At 60.3% G+C, this 23,021-nt stretch carries 19 protein-coding genes and 1 riboswitch; of the genes, 4 read left to right on the forward strand and 15 right to left on the reverse strand.

Annotation, left to right across the window (positions count from 1 at the left end; genetic code table 11):
- Nucleotides 1–20 precede the first annotated feature (20 nt).
- Both DCC27_RS05800 and DCC27_RS05805 read right to left on the reverse strand, forming a co-directional pair.
- The gene (locus tag DCC27_RS05800; RefSeq protein ID WP_233242913.1) at nucleotides 21–1,184 is read right to left on the reverse strand and encodes a homoserine O-acetyltransferase; all 1,164 of its coding nucleotides are present in this window, start codon (nucleotides 1,182–1,184) and stop codon (nucleotides 21–23) included.
- 63 nt (nucleotides 1,185–1,247) lie between these two features.
- Nucleotides 1,248–2,597: an O-acetylhomoserine aminocarboxypropyltransferase/cysteine synthase family protein gene (locus tag DCC27_RS05805; RefSeq protein ID WP_110098770.1), complete on the reverse strand. Its 1,350-nt coding sequence runs from the start codon at nucleotides 2,595–2,597 to the stop codon at nucleotides 1,248–1,250.
- Nucleotides 2,598–2,676: 79 nt separating this feature from the next.
- Nucleotides 2,677–2,792: riboswitch (SAM riboswitch) on the reverse strand.
- A gap of 108 nt (nucleotides 2,793–2,900) precedes the next feature.
- Between DCC27_RS05805 and DCC27_RS05810 the strand changes: the two genes are divergently transcribed.
- Complete coding sequence (locus tag DCC27_RS05810) at nucleotides 2,901–5,303, forward strand: ATP-dependent RNA helicase (protein ID WP_110110356.1); 2,403 nt, start codon at nucleotides 2,901–2,903, stop codon at nucleotides 5,301–5,303.
- 51 nt (nucleotides 5,304–5,354) lie between these two features.
- On the opposite strand, the gene DCC27_RS05815 is transcribed toward DCC27_RS05810, so the two are convergent.
- A complete protein-coding gene (locus DCC27_RS05815) occupies nucleotides 5,355–5,609 on the reverse strand; it encodes a hypothetical protein (protein ID WP_110098772.1) in 255 nt (84 codons plus the stop codon).
- Nucleotides 5,610–5,693: 84 nt separating this feature from the next.
- Nucleotides 5,694–6,485, reverse strand: a complete 792-nt coding sequence (locus tag DCC27_RS05820; protein WP_233242912.1) for a CPBP family intramembrane glutamic endopeptidase — start codon at nucleotides 6,483–6,485, stop codon at nucleotides 5,694–5,696.
- Nucleotides 6,486–6,550: 65 nt separating this feature from the next.
- On the opposite strand from DCC27_RS05820, the gene DCC27_RS05825 reads away from it, so the two are divergent.
- On the forward strand, nucleotides 6,551–7,432 hold the full coding sequence (locus DCC27_RS05825) for a phosphotransferase family protein (protein WP_110101098.1): 882 nt from the start codon (nucleotides 6,551–6,553) through the stop codon (nucleotides 7,430–7,432).
- A gap of 10 nt (nucleotides 7,433–7,442) precedes the next feature.
- Here DCC27_RS05825 and DCC27_RS05830 read toward each other — a convergent pair whose 3' ends face one another.
- Nucleotides 7,443–8,543 (reverse strand): FAD-binding oxidoreductase, encoded by a 1,101-nt coding sequence (locus tag DCC27_RS05830; protein WP_110101099.1) that lies wholly within the window; start codon nucleotides 8,541–8,543, stop codon nucleotides 7,443–7,445.
- 148 nt (nucleotides 8,544–8,691) lie between these two features.
- On the opposite strand from DCC27_RS05830, the gene DCC27_RS05835 reads away from it, so the two are divergent.
- Nucleotides 8,692–10,296 carry an ABC-ATPase domain-containing protein gene (locus DCC27_RS05835; protein ID WP_110098775.1) on the forward strand — a complete coding sequence of 535 codons (1,605 nt, stop codon included), beginning with the start codon at nucleotides 8,692–8,694 and terminating at the stop codon, nucleotides 10,294–10,296.
- A gap of 114 nt (nucleotides 10,297–10,410) precedes the next feature.
- Here DCC27_RS05835 and gatB read toward each other — a convergent pair whose 3' ends face one another.
- The 10 genes from gatB to DCC27_RS05885 all read right to left on the reverse strand — a co-directional run bounded on the left by gatB (nucleotide 10,411) and on the right by DCC27_RS05885 (nucleotide 21,236).
- Nucleotides 10,411–11,907 carry an Asp-tRNA(Asn)/Glu-tRNA(Gln) amidotransferase subunit GatB gene (gene gatB / locus DCC27_RS05840; protein ID WP_110110357.1) on the reverse strand — a complete coding sequence of 499 codons (1,497 nt, stop codon included), beginning with the start codon at nucleotides 11,905–11,907 and terminating at the stop codon, nucleotides 10,411–10,413.
- Nucleotides 11,904–13,433: an Asp-tRNA(Asn)/Glu-tRNA(Gln) amidotransferase subunit GatA gene (gene gatA / locus DCC27_RS05845; protein ID WP_110110358.1), complete on the reverse strand. Its 1,530-nt coding sequence runs from the start codon at nucleotides 13,431–13,433 to the stop codon at nucleotides 11,904–11,906. Before gatA ends, gatB begins: the two co-directional genes overlap by 4 nt.
- Nucleotides 13,433–13,729 carry an Asp-tRNA(Asn)/Glu-tRNA(Gln) amidotransferase subunit GatC gene (gene gatC / locus DCC27_RS05850; RefSeq protein WP_110098778.1) on the reverse strand — a complete coding sequence of 99 codons (297 nt, stop codon included), beginning with the start codon at nucleotides 13,727–13,729 and terminating at the stop codon, nucleotides 13,433–13,435. The genes gatA and gatC overlap by 1 nt, the downstream gene beginning before the upstream one ends.
- Before the next feature lie 55 nt (nucleotides 13,730–13,784).
- Complete coding sequence (locus DCC27_RS05855; RefSeq protein WP_199446214.1) at nucleotides 13,785–14,321, reverse strand: GNAT family N-acetyltransferase; 537 nt, start codon at nucleotides 14,319–14,321, stop codon at nucleotides 13,785–13,787.
- Nucleotides 14,322–14,333: 12 nt separating this feature from the next.
- Nucleotides 14,334–15,236 (reverse strand): inositol monophosphatase family protein, encoded by a 903-nt coding sequence (locus DCC27_RS05860; protein WP_110110359.1) that lies wholly within the window; start codon nucleotides 15,234–15,236, stop codon nucleotides 14,334–14,336.
- Nucleotides 15,237–15,241: 5 nt separating this feature from the next.
- Nucleotides 15,242–17,539, reverse strand: a complete 2,298-nt coding sequence (ligA, locus tag DCC27_RS05865) for an NAD-dependent DNA ligase LigA (RefSeq protein WP_110110360.1) — start codon at nucleotides 17,537–17,539, stop codon at nucleotides 15,242–15,244.
- Nucleotides 17,536–18,303 (reverse strand): PP2C family serine/threonine-protein phosphatase, encoded by a 768-nt coding sequence (locus tag DCC27_RS05870; protein ID WP_168186079.1) that lies wholly within the window; start codon nucleotides 18,301–18,303, stop codon nucleotides 17,536–17,538. The genes ligA and DCC27_RS05870 overlap by 4 nt, the downstream gene beginning before the upstream one ends.
- Before the next feature lie 20 nt (nucleotides 18,304–18,323).
- On the reverse strand, nucleotides 18,324–19,541 hold the full coding sequence (locus tag DCC27_RS05875) for an adenylate/guanylate cyclase domain-containing protein (RefSeq protein WP_210403488.1): 1,218 nt from the start codon (nucleotides 19,539–19,541) through the stop codon (nucleotides 18,324–18,326).
- Entirely contained in the window at nucleotides 19,541–20,140 is a 600-nt protein-coding gene (locus DCC27_RS05880) for a PH domain-containing protein (RefSeq protein ID WP_110110362.1), read from the reverse strand. The genes DCC27_RS05875 and DCC27_RS05880 overlap by 1 nt, the downstream gene beginning before the upstream one ends.
- Before the next feature lie 178 nt (nucleotides 20,141–20,318).
- Nucleotides 20,319–21,236, reverse strand: coding sequence for a biotin--[acetyl-CoA-carboxylase] ligase (locus tag DCC27_RS05885; RefSeq protein WP_110110363.1), 918 nt, complete (start codon nucleotides 21,234–21,236; stop codon nucleotides 20,319–20,321).
- 160 nt (nucleotides 21,237–21,396) lie between these two features.
- On the opposite strand from DCC27_RS05885, the gene DCC27_RS05890 reads away from it, so the two are divergent.
- Entirely contained in the window at nucleotides 21,397–23,010 is a 1,614-nt protein-coding gene (locus DCC27_RS05890) for an acyl-CoA carboxylase subunit beta (protein ID WP_233242904.1), read from the forward strand.
- Nucleotides 23,011–23,021: the final 11 nt, after the last annotated feature.

The following is a 23,021-nucleotide window of genomic DNA, read 5'->3' on the forward strand; positions in this document are numbered from 1 at the left end:
ACCAGTGCAGAAGCTTCGCTTTACAGCTCCAGGACCCGGATGAGTTCATCGGCAATCTGTTCCGGAGCGGTCAGGAAGCCATCATGTCCGATGGGCGAATCGATTTGGTGACTGAGGACATGCTGCGGATGATCAGGATCCTGGGCACCACGGCCGCGGTTGAAATCGTCGGCTAGTTGCTGGGACTGAGAGGGGAAGTACAACCGGTCCGAGGAGACCGCAGCGATGAACGGTGTTGCCACAATCCGTGCTACCGCGGCTTGTTGCCCGCCACGGTTGCGTCCAACGTCGTGCGACATCAGCGCTTCGGTGAGAACCACGTAGGAGTTGGCATCGAACCGGGAGGCCAGGTCTTTGGCTTTGTAGTCCAAATAGGATTCGATCTGGTACCGGCCGGTACGCTGAGTGATCTGCCCGAAGGGGTCTTCCTGCCCTTGAGGTTTCCGAGCGAAGCGGTACTGGAGCTCGGCCTCCGAACGGTAGGTGATGTGAGCAATGCGCCGTGCGATACCCAGCCCTTCCTCGGGCGGCTGTTGACCGTAGTAGTCACCACCGCGGTAGTGTGGATCAAGTTTGATCGCGGCCACTTGCGACTGGGCGAAGGCAATCTGCTCGGCGCTGGCTGCTCCCCCACAGGCTAAAATACCCGCACCCCGGACTCGTTCCGGGTAGGTGGCTGCCCATTCCAGTGCGCGAGCTCCGCCCATAGAACCGCCCAGCACGGCGTGCCAGGTTTCAATGCCCAGCGCGTCGGCCAGGCGTGCTTCAGCATGAACCGAATCTCGGATCGTGGTAAAGGGAAACCGTGAGCCCCACGGTCGCCCGTCAGGGTCCGGGGAAGACGGGCCCGTCGAGCCGTAACAGCCACCCACCATATTAGGTGCCACCACGAACCATTTTCGGGTATCAATGGGGCGGCCCGGCCCGACAAGAGACTCCCACCAGCCCGGATGCGGAAGCGCTTCTGAGGAAACCACGTGGCTATCACCGGTCAGGGCGTGCAATATCAGGATGGCGTTGGAGCCATCCTGATTGAGTGTGCCCCAGGTTTCATAGGCCTGCTGCACCTCGGGTAGCCAGCCTCCGGTTTCAAAGGTCAGTTCACCCACTGAGATGGTCCGAAGCCCCGGTGAGATCACACGACCTGCAACGATCGGTTCTGCATCCACTGACACGTTCATCATCCTCAGTTCCGGTTGTCGATACTGTGCTCGACAGTAACTGCGAGTAGCTACGCGGTTGTGGCGCTAGCGACGCTGTTCGACTGCTGCAAAACCTTGTTGCAGATCAGCCAGGATATCCTCGGGGTTCTCCAGACCGACCGACAGCCTGACTAACGACGGCTCGACGCCGGCGGCCCGCTGTTCTGCTTCACTGAGCTGGGCGTGAGTGGTCGAAGCCGGGTGAATCACCAGTGAGCGAGTGTCTCCAAGGTTGGCGACTCGCTTGTGAAGCGTCAGAGCTTCAGCGAAAATCCGACCGGCTTGTGCACCGCCGGCGATGTTGAAGGAGACGATGCCAGAGGTTCCCTCGGGCAAGAGCCGTTGGGCACGGTGATACCAGGGACTTGATTCCAGACCGGCGTAGGCCACGTGCTGAACTAAGGGATGGTCTTCCAGCCAGTGCGCCACCGTCAGCGCTGATTCCACATGGCGGGAGACACGTAAGGAGAGGGTCTCGAGGCCGAGGTTGACGATCCAGGCATTGAATGGGCTGGCTGCGCTGCCCAGATCGCGCAACAGCTGGGTGCGAAGTCGCAAAATATAGGAGAGATTCGCGCCCAGCGGTCCATCGGGTCCAAAATCGGTGCCGAACACCACGCCGTGATACGACTCGTCGGGGGTATTGAACCAGGGGAATTTTTCCGGGTCGGCTGTCCAGTCGAAATGGCCCGAATCAACGACGAACCCGCCGAGCGCCGCGGCATGACCGCCCAGGTATTTGGTCGCCGAGTGCACGACAATATCCACACCGTGTTCGAACGGGCGGAACACCGGCGGTGGAGTCAATGTCGAATCCACGATCAAGGGGAGCCCCGCCTGATGGGCAATATCTGCCACCGCTGCCACATCGAGCACATCGGCTTTCGGGTTACCCAGCACTTCACCAAAGAGCACCTTGGTGTTGGGTTTGATGGCCTGTTTCCAGGCGTCAAGGTCATCGGGATCGTCGACAAAGATCGTTTCAATCCCGAGTCGCGGCAGGGTGTGTTTGAACAGGTTTTGGGTGCCACCATACAGTGATGCGGACACCACCACCGAATCTCCCGCACCGGCAAGGTTGAGAACGGCCAGGGTGGTCGCGGACTGTCCGGAGGAGGTCATCACCGCCCCCACGCCACCTTCCAGTGCGGCGATCTTCTGTTCGACCGCGTCGGTGGTGGGATTCGTAATGCGGGTGTAGATCTGGCCCAGGCTGGAGAGTGCGAAACGATCGGCTGCGTCCTGCAAAGTCGGGAAGTTATAGGACGCTGTGGCATGAATGGGAAGCTGGGTGGAACCGTAGTCGGCTACCTCCGGGATCCCAGCGTGAATCTGTTTGGTGGCTAGCCCCCAGGTGTTGGGGTTGGTGCTGTCTGGTTGCTGTGATTGACCCATGGGGTTTGACTCCTGTTGTCTCAGGGGTCGCAACTCGTGTTCTGACACCGTGCCGGCAGACAGCGTTCAGAGCACGGTGGACCCGCGCTTGCTGCGAACCATTGTGGTTCGCGCCTGGTCCTCACCCGGGGCACCCCACCGCGGTGGAGGGTTGCCGGTCAGTAAGCCGGGGCTGTTTCACTGACACTCGTGACCAATACAAAGTATTCTGCCAGATCTGGGCGGTCATTTCATCCCAGGTCTGATCACATCGGAGACTGCACTGGTTCTGCCTACCAACGACGAGTCCATAGACTACAAGGGATGACCAGTTCTTCATTGTCCTTCCACGACGCCCTCCCACAGATCGGCCACGGGTTACCGGCCGCGTCATTAGTCGAAGAACTTCTCGGGCTACCGCACCGGCTACGCGCGGTGGTGGAATCACCTCCGGGTACGGGTAAAACCACGATCATTCCCCCGTTGTTGGCGGCCAGGGCCGAGCACCGCGAGCCCGGTCTCAAGGTCGTGGTGACCCAGCCGCGCCGGGTTGCGGTCCGGGCAGCAGCACGGCGACTGGCACAGCTCACTCGCACCACCGTGGGGGACCACATTGGTTATACCGTTCGGGGCGATGCGAAGGTCTCAGCACAGACTCAGATCGAGTTCGTCACGGTGGGAGTGTTGCTCCGTCGTCTGTTGCGTGATCCGGACCTGGATGATGTTTCGGCGGTGGTGATCGACGAAATCCATGAACGCTCCGTAGAAACCGACCTCACCGCCGCATTTATCCGCGATCTCTTACCACGACGCGATGACCTGGAACTCGTGGCGATGTCAGCAACTGCGCAGTCGCAACAGTGGGTGAACTATTTTGATGCTGCATTATTCACCGCCCACACCGACATTTATGCCCTCACCGAAGAATTCTCTAAGCCCCCCACCGCGCTGGACGACCGTGGCGTCACTCCAGATTTTCTCGCCCACGTTGCGAAGACGACGGCCCAGACCAGTGCCCGCACCGAGGGAGACGTTTTGGTCTTTCTGCCCGGTGTCGCCGAGATCCGCGCGGTACAACGCCAGCTTCCTGAAGCCCTCGTGTTGACCGGGTCAAGCACCGCCGAGGAACAGGACCAGGTACTCTCCCGAGCCAACCATCAGCGCATCATTCTGGCAACGAATGTCGCTGAGTCGTCCTTGACCGTTCCGGGGGTCAGGGCCGTAGTGGACTCAGGGCTGGAGCGAACCCAACGGTTAGACACGATGCGGGCGATGACCGGGCTGGTCACCGTGGGTGCGTCCAAGGCCTCGATGCGGCAGCGGGCCGGTCGTGCGGCGCGTCTCGGGCCAGGCCTGGTCGTACGGTGTGTGACGGAACGCGAATATGCTGCCCGCCCCAGTGATATCACCCCGGAGATCCTCACCAGTGACCTGACCTCGGCCGTGTTGTTCCTGGCGTGTTGGGGTCCGACCCGTCTCCCGACCTGTCCACCGCAACGCGCATATCGCGCCGCAGTGGAGGTCTTGCGTGCTTTGGAAGCTATCGAACCACCCGATAAAGACTCCGGTGCGTGGCCGGTGGTGACCGATCTGGGTCGACGTTTAGCCTCAGTTCCTACAGAACCACGACTCGCCCGCGCTTTACTGGACGGTTCCGAACTCCTCGACCCTGCCACCGCGGCCACGGCGGTAGCGTTATTGGATTCCGATCAGAGAGCCCCTGGTGTCAATGTGAGAGCACGTGAGCTTCCACGCGAGGCGCACCGATTTCTCGGCCTCACCGGTGCTCCCCCCTCCGGTATAGCACCGGCTGAGAAGCCCCGGGAACAGGATCTCGCCACCGTAGCAGCTCTGGCTTACCCAGATCGCATTGCCCGTCGCCGAGAACGCGACTCCCGAGAATTCTTGTTGGTCTCCGGAACCGCCGCCGAACTACCCCGAGATTCTCGGCTACCACAGACCGACTGGTTAGTGTGCACTGAGGTTGGGCTGTTGCGTGGCAAGCCCATCATCCGCGCGGCAGTGCCGGTTGATCAAGACACCGTCGAGCTGTTGTTACCCGTTACCCAAGAGCGAGTTGCCGAATGGTCGGGGCAGAAAGTCACCGTCCGCGAGGTGTCCCGGATCTGTGCCATCATTCTCCACCAGACCCCGGTGGCGGCCACCAGTGACGACACCTTGCAGGCCACCGCTCGGGCCATTCGCGTCCAGGGGCTCGAGGCCCTCAACCCAAGTCAGCAATTCTGGCAGTACTGGGACCGGCTACGCTTCGCCCATCACCATCTGCCAGACTGGCCCGATCCCCGGAGTTTCACTCCCGAACAATGGGCTCCTTTTGCCCAAGATCTCCTGTCAGGTCTGAAGACGCTGGTGGGCTGGGACAAGGACGCTGAATTACAGACACGAGTCCCGGAACGGCTCACGGTCCCGTCCGGTTCAAGCTATCGGGTGGATTATTCCCAGGACCCACCCGTGCTGGCAGTGAAGCTCCAAGAGATGTTCGGAGCCGTGGAGACACCAACCATTGCCGATGTCCCGGTTAGCATTCATTTGCTCTCCCCTGCCGGAAGACCGTTAGCTATCACCCAAGACCTGCCGTTTTTCTGGTCTGAAGTCTATCCCCAGGTACGTGCCGAGAACCGAGGACGCTACGCCAAACACCCGTGGCCAGAAGACCCCACGACCGCCACCGCGACCCGGCTGACCAATAAACGGTTGCACCGCTGACAGCGGACAAACCGGCCATGGAACGACCCCCAGCTGAGCTGGCTTCTCTCTTTAGCCCTGCTCCCGGCCAATATGTGGCATGATCACGGCCCAGAGAGCCCCCAGCGGAACGCAGATGACACTAATCCATCCCAGCACCCATGCGGTCGCAAACGGCCATTGCGGTCCGTCACCGTCGAGCGAGGAAACATTATGGCCCAAGAGGGTGCCAAAAATAAACAGGTATAACAGTAGCGCCATGAGCGAAAACAGCGCGAGAGCGCCCACACCCAACGGGCCATAAATCAGAAGCTTATTTTTCTGCATGAATGTTCCTTTCACGATGCGTTGCGCGCTGTGTGATCGCGATGCACAACCGCTTACCTTCCACGTGGCACGCCGAGCCCGACGTTAGTGCCCAAACCAGCCCAGGCTTTCGAGTACCGGGAAGCCCACGAAGCCGGCCACGTCCAAGAAGAGATGAGCCCAGACCATCGGCATCACCCTTCGATACTTCAGATATACCAGCACGAATACCACTCCCATGATCGCGTTACCGATCCCCGGACCGATGCCCTGGTAGAGGTGGTAGCTGGCCCGGATCAGCGAGGAGACCAGCAAGACCGCGACCACATCGGTCGTGGTGGTTGGCAGCCAGGTGGTATTTGTACCCAAGTCAGCCGGGGGAAAGGGGGTGCGTCGCAGGAGGCTGACCCGGTCCACCAACCAGGCCAAGATAATGACTTCTTCAACCAGACTGTGCCGGACGGCTGCCAGCGTCAGCACGATGGGAGTCCACCAGTGGTCATTCATGCTCGATCCAATAATCGCGGTGGTCAGCCCCAGAGATCGTCCCACCGCGTAGACCAGCAGAGTGCCAGCACCCATAGTGACAAACAGGATCAGTCCCAGCCCAAGGTCACTCACCGGACGGCGGAAATCCAAACCGAAGCTTCGCAATGGGTTGCGACCGTAGATCCACACCAGGTGAAGCACCAGCACGACCGGGACCAGACCGAACCCAATGCTGAGGAGTTGGCGAATCAGATCAAACACGGGATCTGGTGCCAGCGAGGGGTTGAGCGCGGTGGTTTGCTCGTCTAAAGGTGCTTGAGTGAGCTTTTCCATTAAGTCCACCAGGGCGTAGACCCCGGAGCGTCCCAGGGATAGCCCCAGGACAATCAGGATCTGCCACCAGACCACCGTTCGCGAGAATCTCAGCACCACCACCCCAGTGTAAACCTGTCAGGGGCACTAAATTAGAGACTATGGCTTCTTTGCCCACCGACGACGACCTGGCCCTGGCACAGCATTTGGCCGCGCATTTGCGCGAGGGGATCAGCGCTAGACACCGCGCCCTGATTGAGTCCGCACCGTGGTCTCAAGCTCATCTGATCGAGCGAGGAAAAGATCATCGTCTGGTCATCGTTCCGGGCCACCTTGTGGTGCGGATTCCACGGGATTCGGCCACCAATCTTGAACGTCAGGCAACGTTGCTGGACCAGCTCGCACCCCAGTTACCGTGGCAGGTCCCGGTAGCGTTGTCGATCGTCGACGGCGGAGTTATCCAGCCCTATATTGCTGGCACGGCCCACCCGAACCACAGCGGGGACCCAGAGCAGTTACGCGACATTGTTCACACGTTATCGGAGGTTGACACCACCGGTTTGGCGTTGAACCAGCCCTTTGCCCAGCGTGGCGGGCTGACCCCGCAGAAAGTCACGCGACTAGCCAAGATGCCCGGCCCACCGCTACCGGATTTTGCGCAGTTTATTGCAGACGTCGCGGAACTGACTCATACATGGACCCAAGAAGGCCCTTTCGGGCTCGTGCACGGTGATCTCGCCGGACACAATATGCTCTGGCTCCAGGATCCCTGGCGACTGAACGGGGTGCTGGACTGGGACCAGGCAAGTCGGTGGGACCCGGCCCTGAATCCGGCGATTCTCAGTCTGTGGCACGGCGCCGGTATGCTCCCCCAGATCTGTTCTTCACCCTCCGAGCTGGTGCATGCCCGCGTATGGTCAGCGTCGATGGCACTGGAATCTATCGAGAACGCACTCCGGCGTCAGCCACCAGCCTCTGCCTTCCGTCGGCTCATGCGGAAGACGGTCCCGCGACTCGAAGCGGCCCAGCAGGCACTGCGGTAAGTCGGTCGGCTCAACCCTGCTGGTAAAAGCGGTCCGGGCTGACCCGAGCGACGGCATCAGCACTCACCCAGTTGCCAGCGGTGCGATCAATGAGCAGGTCGGTGGCCAGAGTGGCCATAGCCAGTGAGGTTTGGAATCCGTACCCAGATTGTCCGGCCAGCCAGAACAATCCCGGGACTTGGGGGTCAAATCCATTCACCGGTTCCCCATCGGGGCCTTCAGTGCGCAGTCCGCACCAAGAGCGAATGACCTCAGTGATCTCCAAGGTCGTCTCAGTCTGGATGCGATCGATCAGACGTTGTACGTCGGCATCGCGGGGTTGGGCATCCTCAGCATGCCAGGGCTCATCCTCCCCGGGAGAAGCGACGATGCCCAGTTCGTCGTAGCGGTAGTAGTAGTCGTGGCCGGCACGGCAGACCAGCGGGTGGTCGGGAGTCAGCGGAGTGGCCAGAGCCGCCTCTAGTGCCGTACGACGCTTAGGAATGAGACCCAAGGGCCGGGCCCCAAAGGCCTCAGCGACGATATCGGCCCACGCTCCAGCAGCGTTGATCACCACGTCGGCGACGAATTCCTGGCCGTCCTCAGTGGTCAGCTGCCAGAGCCCACCCACACGTTCAGCCCGGATCATTCGAGCATTCAGCACGGTGTTCGCCCCGCGGTCGGTGGCCTGATCGGCCAACCAGTGCAGGAATGGCAGAGCGCGGACTCGCACCGAGCGGTGTTCCAGTCCGCCATCGTCGAAGCTTTCGGGACGGATCTCCGGGGCGTGCTCGCGCACCTCCTGGTGAGTCAAGGGCGTCATTCCCGGATACATTTCCTCCACGACATGGTCTTGGGTACCGAAAAGCAAGAAATCGGACTGCCACATCAGTGGTTCGTCGAGTCCCTGTTGTCGTTTGTCGAGGTCCTGGACGGTGAACTCGGTAAGCTCTCGCACCGCCTGGGGTCCATAAGACAGTGTCAGTTGCTGGGCGGCCCGCGAGGAGGTGTGATACGCCAACCGGTCTTCGGCCTCAAGCACCGTGACCTGATCGTTGCTGGCCACACGCCGTGTGAGCTCTTCGGCCAGGGAAATTCCGGCTATCCCGCCACCAATAATCACATACTTCATAGTCACTCAGTCTACGTGCGCGGCTGGATGACAGGAGACCACACGGTGGTGGCCCGCATGCCGGTGCGGACAGGTTGAGCCGGGACTAAGGGTGCACTGTTAGACTGCCAAACCTGCGTGACGTCTCGATGCTGACGATGGAGGTGCCATGTCGCTGGCGAAGCAGTTACACGCTCTGGACGGGCAGTCTTACGCCAAATATCGCAATCTGAAGGGTAAGCACCAGCTCGGAGAGCTCACGGTACACCTGGACCATATTCAGGCTGACCCGTATGCGCCGCCGTCGACGGTGCGAGTATTTGCCACAGCCGACCACCTAGAGAACCTCGCCGACCACCTGACCACAGTGGCCACCACAGACTACTTGGCACGCCGGATCCGCCAGCGTGCCCCGCGCGAGATCAGCATCGGGACGTTTGGGCCTGAGGTGTTGGAGCGTTCGTGCATCCAGTTTCATCGCGTCCCAGGGTCGAGTCGGTGGGTGATGGAAATCCACCTGCTGGTGTCCTTGCCGGCTGCGGGTCGCCGGATCAAAGGTCACCAGGCTGCCCGGTTGATCACCCAGGTGTTGCCTGACCTACTCCGGGATGCCACGAAGGAGATTGACCACCAGGAACTGGACGAGACCATCACGCTATTGAAGGACCAGCAGGCCATTCGCGACGAGCTTCCCCGCCGCGGGCTGGTCGCCTTTATCGCCAATGGCTCAGTCCTGCCCCGCGCTGCCGGTAATTCCTCGGCACCGTTGCAATATGCCGAACCGTTCGAGTCCCCGGATTCCGTCTCGGTCAGCTTCGATCTCCCCAGTGGCCGAACTCTCACCGGTATGGGCATCGCCCACGGGATCACACTGATCGTCGGTGGGGGCTACCACGGTAAATCCACGGTACTCAATGCGCTGGAGCACGGCGTGTATCCCCACCGAGCCGGCGACGGACGTGAGTTCGTGATCACGGATCCCGATGCGGTGGCAATTCGGGCCGAAGACGGTCGTTCAGTGGCCGGCGTCGATATTTCCTCCTTCATCTCTGACCTACCACAGGGCACTGACACGACACGTTTTTCCACCACGAACGCGTCGGGCTCCACCTCGCAGGCCACTAACGTCGTAGAGGCCCTGGAAGCAGGAGCAAGCGCTGTGCTGATCGATGAGGATACCTCTGCCACGAACTTCATGGTCCGGGATGAGTTGATGCGTCAGCTAGTCAAAACCGAGCCGATTACCCCATTTACCGCACGCATCAAAGAACTGGCCGACCAAGGCATTTCCACGGTGCTGGTGGCCGGGGGCACCGGAGCGTTCTTTTCGGTGGCCGATCGTGTCCTAGGTTTAGAAAACTACCGTGTCAGTGATCTCACCGCCGAGGCTCACCGGCTCGGTGCCCAGCAACGACACCACTGCGCTGCGCAACCCCTGAGGTTGCCGAAGGATCGTGTTCCGCAACAGATCAAATCTCCCCGGAAACCGCCTCGGGCACGCGGAGTGCACACCATTCAGATCGGGCACGAAGATATTGATCTCTCCGCCCTCAGCCAGCTGGTCAGTGTGGAACAGACCCGGGCCATTGCTGGCATTCTGGAACAGATCATCGTAACGCAACAACAAGGTGACAACCATAACAGGGGCAAGAAAAACCTAACGCTACGTAGCTTGAGTGAGCTAGCGCCACGGTGGAAAGGTCACCTGGCAATGCCCCGTCGCCACGAAGTGATGGCAGCGGTCAACCGGTTGCGCTCGCTCAAGGTCAGCTAAGGCGCCAGAGCACGAAAATCGGGCCTAGACAGCACCACGCCGGCCCCGTGATGCGTAAGACGGGGCCGGCTTCGGTGCCGTCAACGACTCGGGAATCCAGGCATAGACCGGGGTTCAGAGGCCGAGCTGTTCATTGATCAGTTCTTGGACACGTGCAGCATCCGCCTGACCGCGGGTGGCCTTCATCACCGGTCCCATCAGGGCACCGATGGCTTTCTTCTTGCCACCCTTGATCTTCTCGACCACGTCCGGGTTGTCGGCAATCGCCTGGGCCACGGCGTCGTTCAGCGCGCCCTCGTCGGAGACCACGGCCAAAGAACGGGCTTCAATGATCTCTCCAGGAGAGCCCTCACCGTCGGCGACGTGGCCGATGACCTGGCGGGCGATCTTGTCGTTGATGGTTTTTTCAGAGATGAGCGCCTCAATCTCGACCACGTGCTCGGGGGTGACACCGAGTTCATGCGGTGCAACCTCAGCTTCATTGGCCAGTCGGGCGATTTCCCCCATCCACCATTTACGGGCAGCTGATGCCGAGGCCCCGGCCGAAACGGTGGCATCGATTTCATCGATCAGCCCGGCTGCGACCACATCGCGGAACTCTTCGTCCGAGTAACCCCATTCGCCTTTGAGACGACGCCGGCGGGCCAAGGGATCTTCGGGCAGTTCTTCGCGCAATTTGTCAATCCAGGCCTGGTCGGTCACGATCGGCACCAAATCAGGCTCGGGGAAGTACCGGTAATCGTCAGCATCGGACTTCGGACGACCCGAGGTGGTGGTCTTTGAGGTTTCCTGCCAGTGCCGGGTCTCCTGCGTGACAGACCCACCCTGATCCAGGATCGCAGCCTGGCGCTGAATCTCGTAGCTCACCGCGTTCTGTACCGCACGCGTGGAGTTGACGTTCTTGGTTTCGGTGCGGGTCCCGAATTTCTCTGCACCTCGAGGCTTCAGCGAAATATTGGCGTCGCACCGCACATTACCGCGTTCCATGCGCGCATCCGAGATATTGAGGGCTTTGACGATATCGCGGATCGCAGTCACATAGGCTCGGGCCAACTCCGGTGCCCGGTCGCCGGCGCCTTCGATGGGCTTGGTGACGATTTCGATCAGGGGCACGCCGGCACGGTTGTAGTCCACCAGGGAATAGGAGGCGTCCTGAATGCGTCCGGACCCACCCTTATGGGTGAGCTTTCCAGCGTCTTCTTCCATGTGCGCGCGTTCGATCTCAACGCGGAATATTTCTCCGTCATCAAGTTCCACATCCACATAACCGCTCGACGCAATCGGGTCATCGTACTGGGAGGTCTGAAAAGCCTTCGCCAGATCCGGGTAGAAGTACTGTTTGCGGGCGAAACCGCACTTCTCGGCGATGTGACAGTTCAGGGCCAGGCCCAGTTTGATGGCTGATTCCACCGCGGTTTTATTTACTGCCGGTAGCGCGCCGGGCATTCCCAAATCGACTTCGGTGGTATTCGTGTTGGGTTCATCGCCGAAGGCATTGGGCGCCGCGGAGAACATTTTGGTCGTGGTGTTCAGCTCGACGTGGACTTCAAAGCCCAGCACGGGATCGAATTTTTCAAAGGCCTCATCGAGGTTCATGAGATCTTGGCTCATCGGGCATCACTCTCATAAGCGTTGGGAAGTAACGAGAAGAAATCGGCGCCATCATGCGAGGCTTTCAGACCGGTTTCCAGGGCGGCACCGATGCGGTACATCAGCGCATCTTCGGTGGCCGGGGCTTGGATTTGCACGCCGACAGGCATGTTGGAGGCCAGTCCACCGGGCACGGAAATCGCAGGAATCCCGGCCAGGTTCGACGGCAAGGTCGCCACGTCGTTAAGGTACATGGCGATCGGGTCGTCCAGTTCCTCGCCCAGGGCAATCGCGGTGGTCGGGGTGGTCGGTGAGATCAAAGCGTCTACCTTTTCAAAGGCTGCTGCAAAGTCGCGCTGGACCAGAGTGCGCACCTTCTGGGCCGAACCGTAGTAGGCGTCATAGTAACCGGCCGAAAGTGCGTAGGTCCCCAGGATGATGCGACGCTTGACCTCATCTCCGAAGCCAGCAGCACGGGTAGCGGACATGACCCGGTCGATCGTGGCCTGCTCAGGCACCACCCGGTTACCGTAGCGGACACCGTCGTAGCGGGCCAGGTTGGAGGACGCCTCCGAGGGCATGATCAGGTAGTAGGCCGGCAGAGCGGCTTTCAGATGAGGCAACGCGACCCTCACGATCTCGGCTCCGGCATCTTCGAGCAGCCTCAGGCTGGCCTGGAAACATTCCAGCACCCCAGCATCGAATCCTTCACCATCAAGTTCCTCGATGACACCGATTTTCAGCCCGGTGAGGTCCTCACCGGCGACCACAGCCGGGGCGAGGTCGTCCCACTCGCGTTGTAGCGAGGTGGAGTCGTGCGGGTCGTGGCCGGCAATCAGCTCGTGCAGAGCCGCTGCATCAGCCACGGTGCGGGCCACCGGGCCGACAGTGTCCAGCGAGGAGGCCATCGCGATCGCACCGTAGCGGGAGACCGAACCGTAAGTGGGTTTAGCGCCCACTGTTCCGGTGAAGGAACCGGGTTGGCGGATGGACCCGCCGGTATCGGTACCGATCGCTAGAGGGGCCATGAACGCTGCGACCGCAACGGCGGAGCCACCGCCGGATCCGCCCGGGACGCGGGTGGTGTCCCAGGGGTTGCGCGTGGGCCCGTAGGCGGAGAATTCGGTCGTGGAGCCCATTGCGAATTCGTCCAAGTTCGTTTTGCCCAGTATGGGCAGTTTGGCCTCACGGATCTTGCGGATCACCGTGGCGTCGTAAGGGCTCATCCAGTCCTTGAGGATCGTGGATGCTGCGGTCGTAGGCTGTCCGACGGTGACCAGCAGATCCTTAATGGCAATGGGTACACCGGCCAACGGGTGTAGCTCAGCACCTTGCGCGCGCAACTGGTCAACTTCGACAGCCACCTCGAGGGCTTCTTTGTCGTTGACGTGAAGAAAGGCGTGAACCCCGGACTCGGCGTCACCATCGATGGCGTGAATACGGTCGAGGTGGGCCTGGGTCAGCTCCTTAGAGGTGATCTCTCCGGACTGGAGTTTTTCAGCCATCTGCAGGGCAGTTAAACGTGTCAGATCTGTGGTCTGTGTCATTACTCAGCCTCCAGGATCGAAGGAACCTTGAACTGGCCGTCTTCGGCGTCAGGGGCACCGCCAAGCGCTTGATCTTGGGTGAGCACACCGGATACCTCGTCTTCACGGAAGACATTGGTCAGTGGCATCGGGTGAGAGGTGGGCGGAACGTCGTCTCCGGCCGCTTCCTGCACCATCGCGGTGGACTTCAGGATCAGATCGAGATCACCACAGAACCGGTCAAGTTCCTCGGGGGTTAGATCAATTCGAGCCAGTTGCGCTAGATGCGCGACCGTCTCGCGAGAGATTCCGGACATGAGTCTCCTTTATCACTGCACTGTTCATCTGCACGTATGTCAGTCCGCATCTAGTTTAGCCCGTTGTCTCAGCTGACAAGGGGCGGACGTAGACGAGAAAGACCTCTTCACCGTCGACCGGGTCAGCTAAGCCGATATCAGACAGCGACCAGTCGCGTTCCGGCGCCCGGCGAAAGCCCAGACGTTCGTAGAGTCGGTGCGCCTCGGTCATAGATTGCAAGGTCGTCAGCGACACCGCGCGAGCGCCTTCACGTTCGGCCCAATCCAATACAGCAGTGACCAGGGCGGCGCCGACTCCTCGACGGCGTGCCTCCGGGGCGACCACGAGCATGCGAAATTCACGTTCATCCGGTCGAGCGGTTTCCGAGGCATCGTCCTCGGGGCGAACCATGATCACTGAACCGAGCACCTGGTCCGGGTGCGCTGAATCGACAGCGACCTTCAGGAGTTCGGAGGCGTGAGCAGCCACGTCGGCCAAGGTCTCGACATAGCTGTCTTCGGGGCGGAGATGACCACCGTCAAGGTAGGAGCGCACTCGTTGGTCGGAAATGGCGGCGAAATCGTCTTCGGTGGCGGTTCTGATCTGAATCACGTGCTCCACCTTTCAGTAGTGACAGCGGTGGCCTGGTTCCAGCCCGAGACTGTTGCCGGTCGGACCCAGTTCCCCGAGCAGACACCAATCTCCCGTCTCAACGCCATTAGTCCAGCGAGGCCGACGCACGCTAAGACCAGCTTCTTCACCAATCAACGCGCCAGCGGCCCAGTCATACTCGCTCAAACCGTACTCGGCGTAGGCGTCCAGCGTACCTTGAGCCACCAGACACAGATCAATGGCAGCTGACCCGAGACGGCGGATATCGGCGAATCCTTCGTGCTCCATCAGCCGGTTGGCAGCCGCAATTTGGTAGGGACGACGTTGCTGATCGTAGCTGAACCCGGTTCCCAGCAGGCGCCCCTGCTGTTGTGATGCCGGGCCGGAAAGTCGCAACGGTTCTGGGTGCTGACCTGCTTCACCCGCAGGGACATCGGCCTCGCGCACCAGATAGGCACCCGCCCCACGCGCGGCGTACCAGGTGCACCCCAGCGCCGGAGCGTGGACGACTCCGGCTAGCCATTGGACAGCCCGTCCCTCGTCGGCGTGGTAGCCCACCGCCACACTGGTGGCATAGTGTGGGATGCCCCTGATGAAGTTCGTGGTGCCATCCAGTGGATCGATGGACCACCGGTATCCCGACGGGCTCTCGGGGACGTGCTGGTCGTATTCTTCTCCGGTGATCTCATCGTGGGGCCGATAGGCGATAATGACCGAACGCACCGCGTGTTCAGCACCACGGTCGTAGTCGGTGACCCAATCGGAGGTCGAGGTTTTGTTTTCGGCACCGAGCTGGTCGGCGCGCAACGGCGTCAGTGGACCAGGGCGCCGTTGCAACGTCTCGGCGCCAGCTCGAGCGGCCGCGCGTGCGACCGCGAGCAGGCCCTGGACCGGATGGGAGCATTCATCGACCATAGGTCCTATCCTTCAGCGCCGTCAGGTCCTTGTTCCAACAGCCGTTGGAATCCCGCTTCGTCGAGGACGGTGATGCCCAGTGATTCGGCTTTATCGAGTTTAGAACCGGCATTGGCGCCCGCGATGAGATAGTCGGTCTTCTTCGACACCGACCCGGTGGCTTTACCGCCACGAGCAAGAATGGCTTCTTTGGCTGAGTCCCTGCTGAATTCTTCCAACGTACCGGTCACCACGAGCGTGAGCCCCGCCAGGGTCTTGGTCATGGCTTCGTCGCGTTCGTCTTCGGTGCGCACCCCGCGAGCAGCCCACGCATCGATGACCTTCAGCCGCCATGGTTCGGAGAAGAACTCGACCAGTGCCTCGGCAATAGTTGGGCCAATTCCATCAACGTGAGCAAAGGCTTCAGGGTCACCGGACTGGGCGGCTTTTCGGATAGCCGGCAGTGACCCGAAGGCCACGGCCAGCGCCCGGGCGGCGGTGGGTCCGACGTAGCGGATCGACAGCGCCACCAGCACTCGCCAGAGCGGTTGTTCTTTGGCTTTGTCCAGTTCGGCGAATAACTTCTTGGTGTTCGCGGTGGGTTCGCCACGTTGATTGTAAAAATAGGGCTGTAACTGCCACGTGCCACTGGGGACCAGGTGCCCGTCCTTGTCTTTGACGCGTTTTTCGCGCCAGACCTTCACCTCGCCCAGCGCTGCTTTCAGGTCCGGGTCACCGTTAGTTTCTGCCAAGTCAAACAGCTGAGCATCCGAGGTCAGCACGCCCGGGCCTTGGGGGTGGACGTGCCCGTGGTTATGGGCCGGGTCAGGTCCGGGCCCATTGGTTAGCCAAATAGCGGCTTCTTCCCCCAGGGCTTCAATGTCGAAGGCCCCCCGGGAGCCGGCGTGCTCAATGCGTCCGGTCAATTGCGCCGGACACTTCTCGGCATTGAGACACCGCAGATCCACGTCCCCTTCTTTCGCCGGGGCCAACGGCTCACCACACGAAGGACACTCGGATGGCATCTGAAAGTCCCGAATCTCACCATCGCGCTCGCCGGACTGGATCTGTTCACGAATCGGCAGCACCGGCCCGACAATCTCGGGGATCACGTCACCGGCCTTGCGCAACACCACGGTGTCCCCGATCTTGACGTTCTTCGCTGTGACCACGTCTTGGTTGTGCAGGGTCGCCATGGAGACGGTGGAGCCGGCCACCACGACCGGTTCCATCACTGCGTAGGGGGTGACTCGTCCGGTACGGCCAACGTTGACGCGAATATCCAATAACTGGGTATGGACTTCTTCCGGTGGGTATTTATAAGCCACCGCCCAGCGTGGTGTCCGAGAGGTATAGCCTAACTGGCGTTGCAGGTCGAAGTCATCGATCTTGACCACGATGCCATCAATGTCATGCACCAGCTCGTGGCGCTGGTCGCCATACTGAGCGATATAATCCAGCACATCCTGGTGCGCTGCTTCGGCGGATTCAGCAGAGAAAAAGGTGGTGTACGGGCTGATAGGTAGCCCCCACTCCCCCAGTTGCTGGTAGGTCTCGTATTGGCTGGTGAGTTCCAGTCCTTCCCGAGCTCCAATGCCATGGACAAACATCGATAGGGGACGTTGGGCGGTGAGGGCCGGGTCCTTTTGTCGCAGTGACCCGGCCGCGGCGTTACGCGGGTTGGCAAAGGGCGCCAACCCGGACTCAGCACGTTGCTGGTTGAATTCTCGGAAGGCCTGGGACGGCATAAAGATCTCTCCGCGGACTTCAACCAACTCAGGGATGTTGTCTCCACGGAGTCGTTGGGGAATGTCTTTGATGGTGCGCACGTTGTGGGTCACATCTTCACCGACAGTGCCATCCCCACGAGTTGCGGCCCGCTCTAAGACGCCATGGCGATACACCAGCGCGATGGCCAAACCATCGATCTTGACCTCCGCTAACCAAGCCGGACGCATATCGGGGCGGATGTTGTGCAGGGAGGTCTCGGTGCGAGTGAACCAGGTGGTCAGCTCCTGCAGGGAGAAGACATCTTCCAGCGAGTACATCTGGTTCAGGTGTTCCACCGGGGTGAAGGCCGCCGAGACGTCGCCACCGACGTCTTGGGTGGGTGAGTCATTGGCCACGATCTCCGGGTGCATCGCTTCGAGGTCTTCAAGCTCGCGGTACAGCTTGTCGTAGGCGGCGTCGGAGATTTCAGGCTCATCGTGTTGGTAATACGCGGTGCGATGCCGGCGCACCTGAGAGATGAGTTGCTCGTAGTGTTCACGTAGCTCGGAATCGGGGATGACGTCTGGCTCGTGATGTTCTGCGGAGGAAGTCATTGCTGAACCTTCTGGTGGTCGGTCTCGGGTGGGGCATCGAGCACTTCCACCACTACGGCGGTGATATTGTCCGAACCGTCGAGGTCGAGGGCCTGTTCGACAAATGTGTCGGCGGCATCTTGCGGTGTTTGGGCCGACGTGAGCACTAAACCTATTTCGTGGTGATCCACCGCGTTACTCAACCCATCGCTACACAGCAAGAACCGGTCTCCCACCGCGGCATCGAGCATCATGACATCGGCGGTTAGTCGTAGCTGGGAACCCACGGCACGAGTGATCATATTTTTGGCCCGATGGTGGCGTGCTTCATCGGCCGTGATGTGGCCGGAGCGGAGCATTTCTTGGACCACGGAGTGATCCTCGGTCAATTGCACAAGTTGTTCATCGGCGCTGCGGTACAGGTAGGTGCGAGAGTCACCGACATTGATCACCGCCAGTCGCTCTACGCCTTCGTGTTTGACCGCGCAGAGCAACGTGACAGTGGTGCCAGCTCGCCCATTGGAATAGTCAAAGACTTCTTTGTTGCCGGTGGTGAGCCACTGTTGCAGATCCGTGAGTTCTACGAGCTTGTCGCCGTGTTCTTCGCGCCCGGTGAGCAGGGCTTTGACGGTCAGCGCCGAGGCGACTTCTCCGGCATCGTGTCCTCCCATACCGTCGGCGACGATGAACAGGTCGTCAGCGGTGCCATAGCTGTCTTCATTAGTGTCACGTCGGTGCCCCACATCGGTGGCGACGCCACTACGGAATCGGTAGGAAGAACTCACCCCACCAGAATAGTCGCCCACTAGTCGATCTCAATACCTTCACCGGTGCCCCGCAACAACATCGCCGGACGAATTTCACCGAATCCTCGCACCGAAGCCGGTGGCTGGGGAATCAGAATATAGCGGTCATCATCGGCGAGCGCGTTGGAAGCCATCTGGTCAACCAGTACGGTGCCCGGATCGGCCAGCGCGGTCAGCCGGGCAGCAAGGTTGACGGTGGGGCCGTAGATATCTCCGAGTCGGGAGAGCACCCGGCCCCACACCAACGAGACGCGCGCCGAGGGGAGCACCGGGTCATCCGACAGCGCCTTTGATAAGGCCAGCGAGATTTCGGCTCCGTCTTCGGGGGTTTCAGCATTGAACAACACCTCATCGCCGACGGTTTTGACCAGGTGACCTCCGCCCACAGAGATAATTTCTGCGCACCGGTTCTCAAAGCGTTGCACCATTTGGGCCAGGGTGCGTTCGGACATGGTGCGCGACAGCGAGGTGTAGGAGACCATATCGGCAAACCCGACCGCCCGGGCCAGCGGTAGCGAATCATCGTCTTCGGTGCCATCGCGACCCCGGGCTGAAGCGGCGAGCCCTGCTTCAACCCGCACGGCCAGTCGTTGCAACGCTGAATTCAGTTGACGCTTATAGGAGTAGGCCATGACTTCTTCCAGCGAATCCACGACTCGGGGCAACATCTGGACGACTTCACGGCGGGCCTGCGGATCTGAGAGACCTTCGGCATTCATTTTGTCTTCCACTAGGGCTTCGATCTGCCAGACCACCATCCGGTCGGTCATCTGCCCAATGGAGCGTGAGAGTGAGATCGCGGTTTCTTCGTTCAAAATACCGCGTCGCACCAAGTCGATCATGGTGGCGAAGGCGTCAGCGTCACTATTGGTAAAGACTGGTTCTTCTTCGGAGACATTCGGGAAGCCCAAGGCTCGGCCGAGCTTGCGAACGGAGAGCGCCGATACGCCGAGTTTCTGGGCCAACTGGCGACGATTAAGTTTGCGTGGCCCCCCGATGAGCTCTTCATCAAGCACCCGGATCGCCTGGGTCCAGGTTTCCGGGTCGTTGATCGGGTCAAGAGTGGCAGCGGTGTCACCTTTCTGGTCCTGTAAGTCGCTGAGCTCTTTGAGCCCTTCCCAAGGGTTAGACTGCACTACTGGTTCAGGCTGAGTAGGTGTGGGGTCCCGGTAAACCTGGTATTGGGAATGCCCGGTGTTCTCTGATCCGTGAGCCATCAGTAGCCTCCCATCGGGTGGGGTTGGGAGTTCCCCGGCGTCTGTGCCGACATGCCGTCGTGGCGATAGTCGGGCCGATAGGTTGCCGACAACGTGCCAAATTTGCGAGCATAAGCGAGACGTTCGTTTTCCACAAAGTGGGTGAAGTCATCGACGTGTGGCACGTTAGTCAAAGTCCAGGATTGTCCTTGAGCGGTGAAGAGTTGGAGGTCTCCGACCCCGCGACGAGTTTGTCGGCGGGACTGGCGAATCCGGATGTGGACAATACTGGATAGCGCCATCCACCGGCGACGCACAGATAAGGTGCCGTAGCGTTGGGCCACCCGGTGGGTGGTGATTTCATAAACTTCCGTCAACCATTGCCAGACTGGGCGAACCACCAGCACTGCCAGGAGTAAAACCACCACAACAGTTCCGGCGATCGACCACACACGGTCATACGTACTCAGCGCCCAGGGCAGATCAGGGCGGGTTAAGAATCCTTGCCAAGCGCCTTGAAGCCCGCCCAGTAACACCAGCCAGATGGCTGGGCCAATCAGGATGGAGGCATCGGCACGGGTACGGATCCGCATTTGTTCTCCGGTGACAAGCTTGGCCATTTATCCTCCTCCTCTCCGACCCGGACGGGGTGCATCTGCTGCGTCGACCACAGTATGCCGGACAAAGATGAAGAAATGCTGTGTGCTCAGCGTTCACAGCGTGAGATATGTGACCGGCCACTGCCATTCTACCGGTCGAGCCCGACGTGGAGTCGTGCTTGTCTGGCTGGAGGCGAACCTATCGGGGTCTAACGTGATGAATCACTGCTGAGGTCAGATCAACCCAGCCGGTGTCGGGATCTCGCGGGAGATCTTCCAGGGTGTCCTCTGGCAGAGAGGGGTCAGGTTCGACCAACAGTGAACCGGTATCCCCGAGGCCTCTGATCCAGCCGGTCAAGCGACGCTGGCCTGGAAGTTCACCGCTAATGTACTGGCCTTCGGTAACGATCAATCGACTGAGACGACGCAGTTCGTCTTCGACGTGATCCGGGTTGGGCGGATTGACGCGCTCAGCAAAGGTCTCGAGTCCGGCCACCAAACGAGTCATCGCCTCGTCAGCAAGCTTTCGAGACCCCACAGTGGCCAGGACCGGATTGTAATCGCTAAGTGCCGCAGCGGTGTCGACCGGACGTTGCTGGTCGGAACCCCCGAAATCGCGGTTGATGCCCAGACCAAGTATCACCCGGTCGTCATCGACAACCTGCGCCAAGATTCCCACTAGTTTTCGTCCGTCAGATCCCAGCACGTCATTGGGCCATTTCACCTGAGCCGTCACACCTAGTTCACCGAACCAGTCGACCAGCGTCGCGGCAGCCACCAACGTAATCCAGGGCCAATATTGGGCCTGGAGGCCGGGTCCTAACCGCGCGGGTTTGAGCAGAATCGACATACTCACCGAGGCGCCCGGAGCAGCCTGCCAGGCGTTTCCACGACGGCCGTGACCTGCCGTTTGATAATTAGCTCCCACTCCACTGGCGTGTGGCCAGAACTCCGGGTGCTCTTTGGCCTCCCTCATCAGAAAGCGTTGCGTGGAATCCACGCTGGGCAACCATAACCGACTGGCTCCCCGCCGGGTATCATCACTGAGGCCGGTGGAGAAACGTTCACGAATCCGTTGCGGATCAGCTGGGATGATGGGCTCAGAGGAAGTAGTCACACTCCTAGCGTAGGGGATGCCTTTCCCGCAGGACACTTCATGGTGCCAGAGCGCTGAGATGAGTACACTAGAGATTCGAATCTTGCTGTGCTCTCCGCGCTAGAATCAGCAGTACCAGCGGGATCAACAAAGCACACCTAACCCATGTTGGAGGAAGCTGTTGAGCACTGAGCCAGACCAGGCGGGACAGACCACTCCCGATCTGACTACCACCGCGGGAAAACTCGAAGACTTCTTCCATCGGCGTGAATCTGCGATGGTGCCCTCCGGCCAAGTCGCGATTGACCGTCAGCACTCCCGCGGTAAAGCCACCGCTCGTGAACGTCTCGACGAGCTGGTGGATGACGGCTCATTTGTCGAATTCGATCAGCTTCGCGTGCACCGCACCACCTCGTTCGGTATGGACGCCAAACACCCCGAAGGTGATGGTCTGGTTTCTGGCTACGGGACCATCGATGGACGTCTGGTGGCCGTTTACGCTCAGGATTTCACCGTGTTCGGTGGGTCCCTGTCGAAGGTCAACGGGGAAAAGATCGTCAAAGTCCAGCAATTCGCTGCCCGTAATGGGTGTCCTATCATCGGGATCAACGACGGGGGCGGAGCACGCATTCAAGAAGGCGTGGACTCCCTCGCGATGTTCGCAGACATCTTCCGCAATAATGTGTTGGCTTCGGGGGTGATTCCGCAGATCTCGATCATTATGGGACCGGCTGCTGGCGGTGCCGCCTACTCCCCGGCCCTGACCGATTTTGTGGTCATGGTGGATCAGACCTCGCACATGTTCATCACCGGTCCCGATGTCATCAAGGCCGTGACCGGTGAAGACATTGATATGGAAACTCTTGGTGGCGCTCGTAGTCACAATGAGCGAACCGGGACCGCGGCCTATCTGGCCGAGGATGAAGCCGATGCTTTCGACTGGGTGCGGGAACTGCTGGACTACCTGCCAGCGCACAACTACTCCGATGGTCAGATCTTCGATGTCGACCCCGATCTGGCGACCACCGAAGCCGACCTGTCCCTGAACACTATCGTGCCCGACTCGGCGAACCAGCCCTACAATATGCTCGACGTGGTGGCCACGCTGGTTGATGACGGGGCCTTTTTAGAAGTCCAGCAACTTTATGCTCCCTCCGTGATTGTCGGGTTCGGCCGGATGGATGGGCGTTCGGTGGGCGTGGTGGCCAACCAACCAATGCAATTTGCTGGCACCCTGGATATCGCTGCTTCAGAGAAGGCGGCACGCTTCGTGCGTTTTTGCGATGCTTTCAACATTCCGATTGTCACCCTGGTGGATGTGCCCGGTTTCTTGCCCGGCACCGATCAGGAGTTCAACGGCATCATTCGGCGTGGCGCGAAGCTGATTTATGCCTATGCCGAGGCTACGGTCCCGAAGATCACCGTGATCACTCGGAAGGCTTACGGGGGCGCTTATATTGTGATGGGCTCGAAGAAGCTCGGTGCAGACCTCAACCTGGCCTGGCCCACCGCCCAGATCGGTGTTATGGGTGCCCAGGGTGCGGTTAATATTCTCTACCGTCGCGAGTTGGCCAAGGTCGCTGACGAGGGCGGAGACGTCGAGACCCGTCGCCAGGAATTGATTGAGGACTACGAGGCCGAGTTGCTCAACCCCTATCAGGCAGCAGAGTCCGGTTACGTTGACGCCGTGATCGCGCCTTCAGAAACGCGCGCCGAAATTGTCAAGGCCATTCGCGCCACGGTCAATAAGCGTGAGTCGCGCCCGTACCGCAAGCACGGCAATATTCCACTGTAAACCCAAGACCA

Source organism: Auritidibacter sp. NML130574, from assembly GCF_003185725.2.
Taxonomy (GTDB): Bacteria; Actinomycetota; Actinomycetes; order Actinomycetales; family Micrococcaceae; genus Auritidibacter; species Auritidibacter ignavus.

Bases quoted from the DNA above. Each gene is read 5' to 3' on its own strand.
- DCC27_RS05800 (WP_233242913.1), bottom strand. From the start codon at position 1,184: ATGATGAACGTGTCAGTGGATGCAGAACCGATCGTTGCAGGTCGTGTG.
- DCC27_RS05805 (WP_110098770.1), bottom strand. From the start codon at position 2,597: ATGGGTCAATCACAGCAACCAGACAGCACCAACCCCAACACCTGGGGG.
- DCC27_RS05810 (WP_110110356.1), top strand. From the start codon at position 2,901: ATGACCAGTTCTTCATTGTCCTTCCACGACGCCCTCCCACAGATCGGC.
- DCC27_RS05815 (WP_110098772.1), bottom strand. From the start codon at position 5,609: ATGCAGAAAAATAAGCTTCTGATTTATGGCCCGTTGGGTGTGGGCGCT.
- DCC27_RS05825 (WP_110101098.1), top strand. From the start codon at position 6,551: ATGGCTTCTTTGCCCACCGACGACGACCTGGCCCTGGCACAGCATTTG.
- DCC27_RS05830 (WP_110101099.1), bottom strand. From the start codon at position 8,543: ATGAAGTATGTGATTATTGGTGGCGGGATAGCCGGAATTTCCCTGGCC.
- DCC27_RS05835 (WP_110098775.1), top strand. From the start codon at position 8,692: ATGTCGCTGGCGAAGCAGTTACACGCTCTGGACGGGCAGTCTTACGCC.
- gatB (WP_110110357.1), bottom strand. From the start codon at position 11,907: ATGAGCCAAGATCTCATGAACCTCGATGAGGCCTTTGAAAAATTCGAT.
- gatA (WP_110110358.1), bottom strand. From the start codon at position 13,433: ATGACACAGACCACAGATCTGACACGTTTAACTGCCCTGCAGATGGCT.
- gatC (WP_110098778.1), bottom strand. From the start codon at position 13,729: ATGTCCGGAATCTCTCGCGAGACGGTCGCGCATCTAGCGCAACTGGCT.
- DCC27_RS05860 (WP_110110359.1), bottom strand. From the start codon at position 15,236: ATGGTCGATGAATGCTCCCATCCGGTCCAGGGCCTGCTCGCGGTCGCA.
- ligA (WP_110110360.1), bottom strand. From the start codon at position 17,539: ATGACTTCCTCCGCAGAACATCACGAGCCAGACGTCATCCCCGATTCC.
- DCC27_RS05875 (WP_210403488.1), bottom strand. From the start codon at position 19,541: ATGGCTCACGGATCAGAGAACACCGGGCATTCCCAATACCAGGTTTAC.
- DCC27_RS05880 (WP_110110362.1), bottom strand. From the start codon at position 20,140: ATGGCCAAGCTTGTCACCGGAGAACAAATGCGGATCCGTACCCGTGCC.